The organism is Salipiger mucosus DSM 16094 (assembly GCF_000442255.1).
Taxonomy (GTDB): domain Bacteria; phylum Pseudomonadota; class Alphaproteobacteria; order Rhodobacterales; family Rhodobacteraceae; genus Salipiger; species Salipiger mucosus.
In genome coordinates this window covers 179,480-191,618 of sequence record NZ_KE557283.1, presented here as the reverse complement: position 1 = coordinate 191,618, position 12,139 = coordinate 179,480, and the positions used below count along the sequence as shown (strand labels likewise).

The 12,139-nt window shown below is 72.1% G+C and carries 13 protein-coding genes; 9 read left to right on the top strand and 4 right to left on the bottom strand.

Annotated elements, in window-relative coordinates; genetic code table 11:
- Positions 1-1,085 (bottom strand): alpha-D-ribose 1-methylphosphonate 5-triphosphate diphosphatase (locus SALMUC_RS23295; protein ID WP_156883636.1); only part of this gene is annotated, 1,085 nt, incomplete at its 3' end.
- Between the two features lie 88 nt (positions 1,086-1,173).
- Here SALMUC_RS23295 and SALMUC_RS23290 point away from each other — a divergent pair.
- Entirely contained in the window at positions 1,174-1,617 is a 444-nt protein-coding gene (locus tag SALMUC_RS23290; protein WP_020043307.1) for an NUDIX domain-containing protein, read from the top strand.
- 13 nt (positions 1,618-1,630) lie between these two features.
- Here SALMUC_RS23290 and SALMUC_RS23285 read toward each other — a convergent pair whose 3' ends face one another.
- On the bottom strand, positions 1,631-2,281 hold the full coding sequence (locus SALMUC_RS23285; RefSeq protein WP_020043308.1) for a MarC family protein: 651 nt from the start codon (positions 2,279-2,281) through the stop codon (positions 1,631-1,633).
- A 176-nt stretch (positions 2,282-2,457) separates the two neighbouring features.
- Between SALMUC_RS23285 and SALMUC_RS23280 the strand changes: the two genes are divergently transcribed.
- The 6 genes from SALMUC_RS23280 to SALMUC_RS23255 all read left to right on the top strand — a co-directional run bounded on the left by SALMUC_RS23280 (position 2,458) and on the right by SALMUC_RS23255 (position 9,192).
- Positions 2,458-3,402, top strand: coding sequence for an ABC transporter permease (locus tag SALMUC_RS23280; protein ID WP_020043309.1), 945 nt, complete (start codon positions 2,458-2,460; stop codon positions 3,400-3,402).
- On the top strand, positions 3,399-4,214 hold the full coding sequence (locus SALMUC_RS23275) for an ABC transporter permease (RefSeq protein ID WP_020043310.1): 816 nt from the start codon (positions 3,399-3,401) through the stop codon (positions 4,212-4,214). Before SALMUC_RS23280 ends, SALMUC_RS23275 begins: the two co-directional genes overlap by 4 nt.
- Complete coding sequence (locus tag SALMUC_RS23270; RefSeq protein ID WP_020043311.1) at positions 4,211-5,836, top strand: ABC transporter ATP-binding protein; 1,626 nt, start codon at positions 4,211-4,213, stop codon at positions 5,834-5,836. The genes SALMUC_RS23275 and SALMUC_RS23270 overlap by 4 nt, the downstream gene beginning before the upstream one ends.
- A complete protein-coding gene (locus SALMUC_RS23265) occupies positions 5,823-7,259 on the top strand; it encodes an aldehyde dehydrogenase family protein (protein ID WP_020043312.1) in 1,437 nt (478 codons plus the stop codon). The genes SALMUC_RS23270 and SALMUC_RS23265 overlap by 14 nt, the downstream gene beginning before the upstream one ends.
- 28 nt (positions 7,260-7,287) lie before the next feature.
- On the top strand, positions 7,288-8,028 hold the full coding sequence (locus SALMUC_RS23260) for a glucose 1-dehydrogenase (RefSeq protein ID WP_020043313.1): 741 nt from the start codon (positions 7,288-7,290) through the stop codon (positions 8,026-8,028).
- A 156-nt stretch (positions 8,029-8,184) separates the two neighbouring features.
- Positions 8,185-9,192 carry a P1 family peptidase gene (locus SALMUC_RS23255; protein ID WP_020043314.1) on the top strand — a complete coding sequence of 336 codons (1,008 nt, stop codon included), beginning with the start codon at positions 8,185-8,187 and terminating at the stop codon, positions 9,190-9,192.
- Between the two features lies 1 nt (position 9,193).
- Here SALMUC_RS23255 and SALMUC_RS23250 read toward each other — a convergent pair whose 3' ends face one another.
- The gene (locus SALMUC_RS23250) at positions 9,194-9,982 is read right to left on the bottom strand and encodes an SseB family protein (protein ID WP_020043315.1); all 789 of its coding nucleotides are present in this window, start codon (positions 9,980-9,982) and stop codon (positions 9,194-9,196) included.
- The gene (locus SALMUC_RS23245; protein WP_020043316.1) at positions 9,979-10,575 is read right to left on the bottom strand and encodes a uracil-DNA glycosylase family protein; all 597 of its coding nucleotides are present in this window, start codon (positions 10,573-10,575) and stop codon (positions 9,979-9,981) included. The genes SALMUC_RS23250 and SALMUC_RS23245 overlap by 4 nt, the downstream gene beginning before the upstream one ends.
- Before the next feature lie 122 nt (positions 10,576-10,697).
- Between SALMUC_RS23245 and SALMUC_RS23240 the strand changes: the two genes are divergently transcribed.
- Positions 10,698-11,048, top strand: a complete 351-nt coding sequence (locus tag SALMUC_RS23240; protein ID WP_020043317.1) for an ArsR/SmtB family transcription factor — start codon at positions 10,698-10,700, stop codon at positions 11,046-11,048.
- Positions 11,041-12,063: a permease gene (locus tag SALMUC_RS23235; RefSeq protein WP_020043318.1), complete on the top strand. Its 1,023-nt coding sequence runs from the start codon at positions 11,041-11,043 to the stop codon at positions 12,061-12,063. Before SALMUC_RS23240 ends, SALMUC_RS23235 begins: the two co-directional genes overlap by 8 nt.
- The last annotated feature ends 76 nt before the right edge of the window (positions 12,064-12,139 follow it).

Below are 12,139 nucleotides of genomic sequence, written 5' to 3'. Positions count from 1 at the left end.
CCGCCTCGAGCGTTTCGGGAAACTCCGAGACGCGCACGCCCCGATCGCGCCAGGCGGCGCGCGCCTCGGGCGTGCGGTCGTCGTGGCTTCCCATGATCACGCCGCGCGCGCCCAGCCCTGCGCAGAGCGCGTCGAGCGCCCCTGGCACCGCCGCGCCTGACCGGGCAGGCGCTGAAGTCCGGCCGCAACCCGGAGGCGCATCTCGCACTGATGCAACGCCTGCACGCCGAGGGCGCGGCGGTGCCAGGGGCGCTCGACGCGCTCTGCGCAGGGCTGGGCGCGCGCGGCGTGATCATGGGAAGCCACGACGACCGCACGCCCGAGGCGCGCGCCGCCTCGAGCGTTTCGGGAAACTCCGAGACGCGCACGCCCCGATCGCGCCAGGCGGCGCGCGCCTCGGGCGTGCGGTCGTCGTGGCTTCCCATGATCACGCCGCGCGCGCCCAGCCCTGCGCAGAGCGCGTCGAGCGCCCCTGGCACCGCCGCGCCCTCGGCGTGCAGGCGTTGCATCAGTGCGAGATGCGCCTCCGGGTTGCGGCCGGACTTCAGCGCCTGCCCGGTCAGGCGCGGCGGTCGGCGCCCCTCGGCCAGCCGCGCGTGGGGCAGGTGGTCGTTGAAGACGACGTAATCGATGCCCCAGCGGTCGATGGCCGTCTCGGCGCGCTCGAAGGATTCGAGGTAGTGCGTCTCGAGCCGCAGTTGCAGGCGCAGGTCCACGGGCACCGTCGGCGCGACCTCGGCGACCGAGGCAAAGACCTCCTCGGCGAAGTCGGGGCCGCGCATGCCGCCCTCCCAGGACCAGAACTGCGCCAGCGCCGCCGTGGTGATGCCGCTCGCCGCAAGCTCGGCCGCGCAGGCCACGACACCCGCCGCCCGTTCACGCAGGGCGCCACGGCGCGGGGCCATGTGCCGCTCGAAGCCGTCGCCGTGGGCGTCCACGATCCCCGGCAGAAGGTCGTAGCCGCGCAGGTCGATCCGGCGTCCGGTGGGCGCCTTGGCCACGCGCCCCCCGGCGAGCGGCAGCGGAACCTGCTGCCAGCCGTCGGGCGTCATCACGCGGGCGCCGTCGAGGGTTGCGTCGATCATCGGTTCGGTCGGAGGCAGAGAGATGGCGTCATGGCGCTTGAGATACGGGGTCGGGCCGCCCTATGAAAGGGCGAAAGGAGCCCTGCACATGTCCGCCTCTCCCCGTCTCGCCTGCCGCGCGGTGATCCTGCGCGACGACCGGCTGCTGATGGTCAACGCCTGGCCCGGGCACCGCAGCGACCTGTGGTGCGCCCCCGGCGGCGGCGTGAACCCCGGCGCCTCGCTGCCCGACAACCTCGCCCGCGAGGTCCACGAGGAAACCGGCCTCTCGGTGCATGTCGGCCCGCCCTGTCTCGTGAACGAGTACCACGACCCCGGCAGCGGCTTTCACCAGGTCGAGATCTTCTTCCGCTGCACCATGACCGCCCCCGAGCTGCCCGACGACTGGGCCGATCCCGAGGGCATCGTGCACACAAGGCGCTTCTTTTCGCGCGAGGAGATGGCCGGCATCCGCTTCAAGCCCGACAGCCTGCCCGAGGTCGCCTGGAACCGGGGCATGGGCTACGACCCGCTGGAGCTGCTGGCGCGCTGAGCCGTGCCCGTGCTCAGAGCGGCCCTTCGGCCGCGCCGGGCGCGAGGCTGATGATCCCCAGCGCATCGAGCCCGCCAAAGACCGAGTCCACCGCGATCGTCGCCAGCACGATGCCCATCACCCGGCTGATGACACTGGTGCCGGTGTTGCCGATCAGGCGGTAGATCCGCCCGGCCAGCAGCAGCACGATCAGCGTGAGCAGCAGCACGGCCACCAGCAGACCGGCCGTCACCGCCTGGTCCGAGAGCGTCTCGGTGTGGTTGTCGGTCAGCACCACGATGGCCAGCATCGCGCCGGGCGAGGCGATCGAGGGCATGGCCAGCGGAAAGACCGCACCGGCGAGGTGGTCGCGTCCGGCCTCCTCGATCTCGCGGTCGGGCTTCGATTCGCCGAAGATCATCGTCATCGCGAAGAGGAACAGGATCACACCGCCAGCCACCTGGAAGGAGCCCAGCCGAAGACCCAGCGTCTCGAGCACCACCTGGCCGCCGACGAGGAAGGCCAGCAGCACCAGCGTCGCGATCAGGATCGCGCGCAGGGCGAGGCGCCGGTGCAGCGCCGCCGGCACGGCCTGCGCGGCGAACAGGAAGACCGGGATCGTCCCGATGGGATCGATCACGACGAGTAGCGTGATGAACTCGCGGATGAGCGCGGCGGTATCCAATGCGCGGGTCCCGGCTGCAGGGTGGCGGAAGCAGGCTGTCCGGTGTCACATGCGGGCGCGTGGCGTGAATGTCGAGGGTCGAACGCCGGAAATCGACGCCCTTGGCGAACCCGTGCCGGCGATTTGCGCCCTCTGCCCGCTGGACCGTCCGGCCGCGCGCGCCTAGGCTCCGCCGCATGGGGTTCTACGCGCTCAAACGTCTGATCTCGCTGGCGGTCTCGCTGCTGGTCGCCTCGCTGGTGATCTTCCTCGTGGTCGAGGTCGCGCCGGGCGATCCGGCGAGCTACATGCTGGGCATCAACGCCGATCCGGGCACGGTCGCCAACCTGCGCGCCGAGCTCGGCCTCGACGTCTCGCGGGCCGAGCGATACCTCGACTGGGTCGGCGGCATGCTGACCGGCGATTTCGGCACCTCCTACACCTATCGCACGCCCGTCGCCGGCATGGTGGCCGAGCGCCTGCGGGTCTCGCTGCCGCTGGCGCTCTACGCGCTGGGCCTCGCGGTGCTGCTCGCCTTCCCGGCGGGGATCTACGCCGCCGCGCGGCGCGGGCGGGCCGGCGACATGGGCGTCATGGCCGCGACGCAGCTCGGTGTGGCGATCCCGAACTTCTGGTTCGCCATGCTGCTGGTGCTGTTCTTCTCGCTGACGCTGGGCTGGTTCGGGGCCGGGGGCTTTCCCGGCTGGGACGACCCGCTGCAGGCGATCAAGGCGCTGACCCTCCCGGCGGTCGCGCTGGCGCTGCCGCAGGCGGCGATCCTCGCGCGGGTCATGCGCTCGTCGCTGATCGACATCCTCGGCGAGGACTTCATCCGCACCGCGCGCGCCAAGGGGCTGAGCCGGCGGCAGGCGCTCTGGCGGCACGGGCTGCGCAACGCGCTGATCCCGGTGCTGACCATCATCGGGCTGCAGTTCTCGTTCCTGCTGGCCGGCGCCATCATCATCGAGCAGGTCTTCTTCCTGCCGGGGCTGGGGCGGCTGATCTTCCAGGCGATCACCCAGCGCGACCTCATCGTCGTCGAGTCCGTGGTCATGCTGCTGGTCTTCGCCGTCATCACGGTGAACTTCCTGACCGACCTGGCCTATGCCGCCGTCGATCCGCGCCTGAGGGTGCGGCGATGAGCGCGAAACTGGTCACAGGCGCGGCACTCACGGCGCTTTTCCTGGCCGCCGCCGCGCTGTCGTTCCTCTGGACGCCCGGCGACGTCGAGGCGATGAACATCGCCGCCCGGCTGCAGCCGCCCTCGCGCGCGCACCTGCTGGGCACCGACCACTTCGGCCGCGACATCCTGAGCATGATCATGACCGGCGCGCGGACCTCGATCGCGGTGGCGCTGGTGGCGGTGGGCATCGGCATGGGCGCCGGCGTTCCGCTGGGCCTCGCCGCCGCCGCGCGGCAGGGCGGCTGGCTGGACGAGATCATCATGCGGGCGAACGACCTGATCTTCGCCTTCCCCAGCCTGGTGATCGCGATCCTCATCACCGCCGTCTTCGGCCCCGGCGCGGTCAACGCGATCGTCGCCATCGGCATCTTCAACGTGCCGGTCTTCGCCCGCCTCACCCGCGGGGCGGCGCTGTCGCTCTGGCGGCGCGAGTTCATCCTCGCGGCCCGCGTCGCGGGCAAGTCCACCCCCCGCATCAGCGCCGAGCACATCCTGCCGAACCTCGCCAACCTGCTGATCGTGCAGGGCACCATCCAGTTCTCGCTGGGCATACTCGCCGAGGCGGGGCTCAGCTACGTGGGCCTTGGCGCGCAGCCGCCGGTGCCCTCCTGGGGGCGGATGCTGGCGGATGCGCAGACCATGGTGGCGCTGGCGCCGCACGTGGCGATCATCCCCGGCCTCGCCATCGTGCTCATGGTGCTGGGGCTGAACCTGCTGGGCGACGGGCTGCGCGACCGCTTCGATCCCCGGCTGCGGGAGCGGCGCGCATGACCGAGCTGCTCGAGATCGAGAGCCTCGGCGTCGCGGCCGGGACCCACCGCATCCTGCGCAACGTCTCGCTGCGCGTCGCCCCGGGCGAGATCCTGGCGCTGACGGGCGAAAGCGGCTCGGGCAAGTCGATGACCGCGCTCGCCGTGATGGGGCTGCTGCCGCAGGGGCTCGCGGCCCGGGGCGCGATCCGTCTCGACGGGCGCGACCTGCTGGGCCTCGCCGAGCCGCAGCTCTGCGACATCCGCGGCCGCGAGGTCGCGATGATCTTCCAGGAGCCGATGACCGCGCTGAACCCGGTGCAGACCATCGGCGCGCAGGTCATGGAGACGATCCGCGTGCACGGCGCCGCGCCCCGGGCGGGCGCCGAGGCCCGCGCCCGCGAGGTGCTGGAGCGCGTGGGCCTGCCGCCCGATCGCGTGCCGCTCACGCGTTACCCGCACGAGCTCTCGGGCGGGCAGCGCCAGCGCGTCGTCATCGCCATGGCCATCGCCCTGCGGCCCCGCCTGCTGGTCGCCGACGAGCCGACCACGGCGCTCGACGTCACCACGCAGGCGCAGATCCTCGAGCTGCTGCGCGGCCTCGTCCGGGACGAGGGCATGGGGCTGCTCATGATCACCCACGACCTTGCCGTCGTCGCGGGCATGGCCGACCGCATCGCGGTGATGCAGGAGGGCGAGGTGGTCGAGCAGGGCCCGACCGCCGACCTCTTCGCCCAGATGCGCCACCCCTACCCCCGCCGCCTCTTCGAGGCCTCGCGCCACCGCGCCGCGCTGCCGCCGCCCGCGCCCGATGGGCGCCTGCTGCGCGTGGAGGAGGTCCGCCGCGACTACCCGCTGCCGCGCCGCGCGCTCTTCGCGCCGCGCGCCGCGCACCGGGCGCTCGACGACGTGAGCTTCGACATCGCGCGGGGTGAGCGGCTGGGCCTCGTCGGCGAAAGCGGCTGCGGCAAGTCCACGCTGGCCCGCGCGATCCTCGGGCTCGAGCCGGTGCAGGGCGGCACCATCACGCTGGATGGCCGCCCGGTGCTGGACCACGGCCGCCCCGACCCCGAGGTGCGGCGCCGCGTGCAGGTCGTCTTCCAGGACCCCTACGGCTCGTTCAACCCGCGTCACCGCGTCGGCCGGCTGGTGGCCGAGCCCTTTCACCTGCTGCCCGACCCGCCGCGCGGGGCCGCGCGCGAGGCTGCCGTGGCGGACGCGCTGACGGCCGTCGGCCTGCGCCCCGAACATGCCGAGAGCCACATCCACGCCTTCTCGGGTGGCCAGCGCCAGCGAATCGCCATCGCCCGGGCACTCATCATCCGGCCCGAGCTGGTGATCTTCGACGAGGCGGTCTCGGCGCTGGACGTCAGCGTGCGGGCGCGCATCCTCGACCTCATCGCCGAGCTCTCGCGGCAGTACGGGCTGACCTATCTCTTCATCAGCCACGATCTCGGCGTGGTGCGGTCGATCACCGACCGGGTGCTGGTCATGCGTTCTGGCGAGATCGTCGAGCGCGGCGCGACCGAGGAGGTGTTTGACAACCCCGGGCATTGGTATACCAAATCGCTTGTAGCGGCGGCTCCGGTCCTGCCACCGCTCGAGGGAGGAGGAAAGACCGATGCTGGACATGACATCCCCTGACACCGCGCGCGTGCTCATCGCGGGCGAATGGCGCGACACCGCCGAGACGCTGCCGCTGGTGAACCCCTCGACGGGCGAGGAGATCGGCCGCATCGCACGCGGCACGGCCGGCGACATCGACGACGCCGTGAACGCGGCGCAGGCGGCGCTGGATGGCGAGTGGGGCCGCTGGCCCGCATTCGAGCGGGGCCGCATCCTCGCGGAGATCGGCAAGCTGGTCGAGGCCAACATCGACCGCCTGGCCGAGCTCGAGGCGACCGACGTCGGCAAGCCGCTCAAGCAGGCGCGCGCCGATGCCGTGGCGCTGGCGCGCTACTGCGAGTTCTACGGCGGCGCGGCCGACAAGGTGCACGGCGAGACGATCCCCTATCTCGACGGCTACACCGTCTACACCCTGCGCGAGCCGCACGGGGTGACGGGGCACATCATCCCCTGGAACTACCCGATGCAGATCATCGGCCGCTCGGTCGGCGCGGCGCTGGCCATGGGCAACGCCTGCGTGCTGAAGCCGGCCGAGGATGCCTGCCTCACGGCGCTGGCCTTTGCCCGGCTCGCGCAGGAGGCGGGTCTGCCGGCGGGTGTGCTGAACGTCGTGCCGGGGCTGGGCTCCGAGGCGGGCGCGGCGCTGTCCTCTCATCCGGGCATCCAGCACATCAGCTTCACCGGCTCGGTCGCCACAGGCGCCGCCGTGCAGCAGGCGGCGGGCGCCAACGTGATCCCGGTGACGCTGGAGCTGGGCGGCAAGGGTCCGCAGGTGGTCTTCGAGGACGCCGATCTCGACAAGGCGCTGCCCTTCCTCGTGAACGCGGGGCTGCAGAACGGCGGGCAGACCTGCTCGGCCTCCTCGCGCATCCTCGTGCAGCGGCCGATCTGGGACGAGCTGACCCGCCGCATGGCCGAGGCCTACGAGGCCCGCGTCGTGGGTCCGGCGCTCGACGACCGCGACATCGGCCCGCTCATCAACGCCACGCAGAAGGCCCGCGTCGAGGGCTTCCTCGAGCGCGGCGCCGACCTGCCGGTGCTGGCGAAGGGACGCTTTGCCGAGGGGCTGCCCGAGGGCGGCAACTACGTCACGCCCACGCTCTACGGCCCGGTGGCGCCGGATCACGCGCTGGCGCAGGAAGAGATCTTCGGGCCCGTGCAGGTGGTGATCCCCTTCGACACCGAGGAGGAGGCCGTCGCCATCGCCAACGGCACCGACTACGGGCTGACCTCGGGGATCTGGACGCGCGACGGGGCGCGGCAGATGCGGCTCGCCAAGGCGATCCGCTCGGGGCAGATCTACATCAACAACTACGGCGCCGGGGGCGGGGTGGAGCTGCCCTTCGGCGGCATCGGGAAGTCCGGCCACGGACGGGAAAAGGGGTTCGAGGCGCTTTACGGCTTCTCGGTGCTCAAGACCGTGGCGGCGCATCACGGCTGAGAGGCGGCCGGAACGGGAGGAGACAGACATGAGACTTGAGGGCAAGACCGCCATCGTCACCGGTGGCGGCTCGGGCTTCGGCGCGGGCATCGTGCAGCGGTTCACCGAACAGGGCGCGAAGGTGCTGGTGGCCGACATCAACGCCGAGGCGGCCGAGGCGGTCGCGGCCGAGCACGGCGGCGTGGCGCAGCAGGTGGACGTGGCCGACGGCGCCAGCGTGACCGCCATGGCCGCGAAGGCGATCGAGGCGCTGGGCCACGTGGACATCCTGGTGAACAACGCCGGCATCACCCACGTGCCGACGCCGATGGAGGAGGTCGACGAGGCCGAGTTCGACCGCGTCTTCGCGGTGAACTGCAAGTCGGTCTACCTGACCGCGCGGGCGCTGGTGCCGCATTTCAAGGAACGCGGGCAGGGCAACATCCTGAACATGGCCTCGACGGCCGGCGTCTCGCCGCGGCCGCGTCTGAACTGGTACAACGCCTCGAAGGGCTGGATGATCACCGCGACCAAGGCCATGGCGATCGAGCTGGCGTCCGAGGGCATCCGCGTGAACGCGCTGAACCCGGTGATGGGGCAGACCGGGCTGATCGGCCGCTTCCTGGGCGACGACACGCCGGAACGGCGCGAGGCGATCATCTCGACCATCCCGCTGGGCCGGTTCTCGACGCCGGACGATCTTGCCATGGCGGCGGTCTACCTCTGCTCGGACGAGGCCAGCCTCGTGACCGGCGTTTGCATGGAGGTCGACGGCGGACGCTGCATCTGAGGAGGGCGAAGATTTTTCGGCGAAAAATCTTGGCGGGGGCGCTGCCCCCGGCCGCCCTGCGGGCGGCGAAGAGCGTATTTTGGGAAAGATGAAGGGCGGGGTTGCGCGCAGCGCGGCCTCGCGTGACCCTGCAGCCGTCCTGACGCCGGAGGTGGCATGCGACCCGGACCCCGCAATCTGATCACCGATGTCGCCGGCTTGCGGGTCGGCAGCGCCTCGGAGGGCGCGCTGCGCTCGGGCGTGAGCGTGGTGACGGGGGATGCGCCCTTCACCGCCTCGGTCTCGGTCATGGGCGGCGCGCCCGGCACGCGCGAGACCGACCTGCTGGCGCCGGACAAGACCGCGCCCGGCGTCGATGCGCTGGTGCTTTCGGGCGGCAGCGCCTTCGGGCTGGCCGCCGCGCAGGGCGTGATGGAGGCGCTGCACGAGAGGGGCCGCGGTTTTCCCGTGCTCTCTGCGCGGGTGCCGCTGGTGCCGGCGGCGATCCTCTTCGACCTGCTCAACGGGGGTGACAAGGACTGGGGCGTCAATCCCTATCCCGCGCTGGGACGCGCGGCGCTGGAAGCGGCCTCGGAGGATGTCGTGCTTGGCAGCCAGGGCGCGGGGGCCGGGGCGCAGACGGCGATGCACAAGGGCGGGCTCGGCTCGGCGAGCCTCGTGCTCGAGGGCGGCGTGACCGTGGGTGCGCTGGTGGCGACCAACCCCATGGGCAGCGTCACCACGCCCTCGGGGCGGCACTTCTGGGCGGCGCCCTTCGAGGTGGACGAGGAGTTCGGCGGGCTGGGATCGGATCCGGCGCGGGGGCTTCAGCCGCAGCCCGCGAGCCGCAAGGTCGCGGCCATGGCGGGGCAGGGCAACACGACCATCGCGGTCGTGGCGACCGACGCCGTGATGGACAAGGCGCAGTGCCACCGCCTCGCGGTGGCGGCGCAGGACGGTATCGGGCGCGCCGTGGTGCCGGCGCATTCGCCGATGGACGGGGATCTCGTCTTCGGCGCAGCCACCGGCCGCGTGCCGCTGGAGGAGCCCGCGCTGCAGCTCTCCGCGATCGGCCATGCCGCGAGCCTCTGCCTGTCGCGGGCCATCGCCCGCGCCGTCTGGGAGGCCACGCCCGCCCCCGGCGACACGCTGCCGACCCTGCGGCAGGAGCTGGGGCTGGCGTGATCTAGCGCAGGATCGGCGGGCGGTCGGGGTCCGAGCCCGGCGCGGGGCGTTCGGCCTCTTCGGGCGTGGCCGGCTCCGGCAGGTCGAAGCGCAGGCCCACGCGCGCCAGCCGCGCGGCGAGCTCGTCGCTGTCGCGCAGGAAGAGCACGTCCAGCGCCCCGGCCTCGATCCCGGAAAAGACCAGCGCCTCGTTCACCGCGCGCGCCAGCGCATCCTCGGCGCCCGGCACCGCGCCGGCGAAGGCCAGCAGGTGCCCGCGCGTGCCGTCGGCATAGGCCGCGCCGGCCAGCCAGGCGCAGCGCGCGAAACCCGCCGCCGTCGCGAGCTTGGTGTCGAGCGCCGTCAGCAGCGCCTCGGGCAGGCCGGCGGGGGCCGAGACCTCGGAGACCTGCGCCTCGGCCTCGGCGGGGCCGTGGCCGAGCGTTCCGGCGAGCCAGTCCACCGCCTCCGCGGGCAGCAGCGTCGAGGAGGGCGCGACCTCGAGGTTGACCCCGAGACCGATGCCCTGGCCGGCCAGCATGTTGGTCACCGCGCGGCCCGAGAGCGCCGCGTAGGGCGCGGCCTGGCCGACGAACTGTGCCAGCCGCTCCTCGCGGTCGAAGACCAGCACGAAGCGCGCGTCGCCGAGGTCGAAGAGCTCGGGCTCGACCTGGTCGCCCTCGGCCTCGCGGGTGAGCAGCAGGAAGAGCTCGCTGTCGGCCAGCCGTTCGTAGAAGCGCAGGCGCGCGGCATCCTCCTGCGGCGCGGCCTCCATGGCGGCATGCGCGGTGTCGAGCGGGGTCTTGGTCATGTCATCACCTCGGCGACGCGGGCCCGCAGGACGGGCAGCAGCTCGTCCTCGAACCAGGGGTTTCGCTTGATCCACGCGGTATTGCGCCAGGACGGATGCGGCAAGGGGATCGCGCCGGGCAGATGGTCGCGCCAGTTGCGCACCGTCTCGGTCACGCCGGTCTTCACGCCCAGGTGGTACTTCTGCGAGTAGCCCCCGATGTAGAGCCGCAGGCGGACCTGCCCCAGCGCCTCGAAGATCGCGTCGTGCCAGGTGTTGCGGCAAACGGCGGGGGGCGGCAGGTCGCCGCCCTTGGCGTCGTAGCCCGGAAAGCAGAAGCCCATCGGCACGATGGCCACGCGGTCGCGGTCGTAGAAGGCCTCTTCCGAGAGGCCCAGCCAGTCGCGCAGGCGCCGGCCCGAGGCGTCGGTGAAGGGGCGTTCGGCCTCGTGGGCGCGGATGCCCGGCGCCTGCGAGGCGATGAGCAGCCGCGCGCCGGGCCGGAACCAGACCACGGGGCGCGGGCTGTGCCGCGTGGCCGTCGCCGCGAAGCGGTCGGCGCAGAGGCGGCAGCCCGAGAGCCGGTCGGCCAGGTCTGAGAGCGTGTCGGTCATCGCTTGGCAGGTAGGCGCGCGGCGGCCGCCTGACCAGTGGCCCGGGGCATTTCGCGCGTGATATTTCGACGATCATCGAAGTCAGGCTTGCCGCGGCGTGAAATTTCGATAATGCTAGAAATATGAAAAATGATTCGCCCCCCGACCTCCTCCCCGAGATGCCGCTCGAGATCGCGGCCTCGAAGTTCGCCGCGCTGGGCTCGGAGCAGCGCCTCAACGTGCTCAAGACGCTGGTGCGCTCCGGCCCCGAGGGGCTGAGCATCGGAGAGCTGGGCCAGCGCGCCGGCGTGGGCGGCTCGACGCTCACGCATCACCTGCGCATCCTTACGCAGGCGGGGCTGATCACACAGGCGCGCAAGGGGCGCAGCACGATCTGTGCCGCGGCCGACTACTCCGAGGTGCGCAGCCTGTCGGAGTTCCTCCTCACCCATTGCTGTGCCGATTGTCCGGCCCCGGAGCACGACCATGACTGACACGACAAGCCCCTCCCCGCGCTGGCCGCGGATCGACAAGGCCTGGATCGCGAGCGCCCTTCTGCTGGTGATTGTCGGCATCTTCGACCCGGCGCAGGTCTGGCCCACCGCCAGCTTCGCCGGCGGGGCGCTGCTGCACACCGCGCCCTTCGTGCTCTTTGCCGTGGCGGCGGTGGCCTACGTCAAGGCGGCCGGGGCCGAGACCCTGCTGGCCCGCGCCTTCGAGGGGCGCGAGAGCCGGATGATCCTCTTCGCGGGGCTGCTGGGCGGGCTCTCGCCCTTCTGCTCCTGCGAGGTGATCCCCTTCATCGCCGCCCTGCTGGCGGTGGGGGCGCCGCTGAGCGCGGTCATGGCCTTCTGGCTGGCCTCGCCGCTGATGGACCCGGCGATGTTTCTGGTGACCGCGGGCACGCTGGGCTGGGGCTTTGCCGCGGGCAAGACGCTGGCCGCCGTGAGCATCGGCATCCTCGGCGGCTTCGGGACCAAGCTGCTCAAGACCTCGCCGGTCTTCGCCGATCCGCTGCGCGAGAAGCCGCAGGTGGGCGGCTGCTGCGGGGTGAAGAAACCCTTCCAGGGCAAGCCGGTCTGGCGTTTCTGGACCGAGGCCGACCGGCGCGAGACCTTCCGCGAGACGGCGCTCACCAACATGGTGTTCCTGCTGAAGTGGCTGCTGCTGGCCTACCTGATCGAGGCCGTCATGCTGCGCTACATTCCCGCAGACGCGATTGCCGGGGTGCTGGGCGGTGACGGGCTCTGGCCGATCCTGCTGGGGGCCTTCGCCGGTGCACCGGCCTACCTCAACGGCTATGCCGCCGTGCCGCTGGTGGACGCGCTGCTGACGCAGGGCATGGCACCGGGCGCCGCCATGAGCTTCGTCATCGCCGGCGGCGTGAGCTGTATCCCCGCCGCCATCGCGGTCTGGGCGCTGGTCAAGCCGCGCGTTTTCGCCGCCTACATCGGCTACGCGGTGGTGGGCGCGGTGATCGCCGGCCTTGCATGGGGCGCCATCGCCTGACGCCGGGCGCCATCCCTACGACATCCGGGCACGGGCCCGCCGCGCATCACGCCGGCGGGCCGTTTTGCGTCCGGGG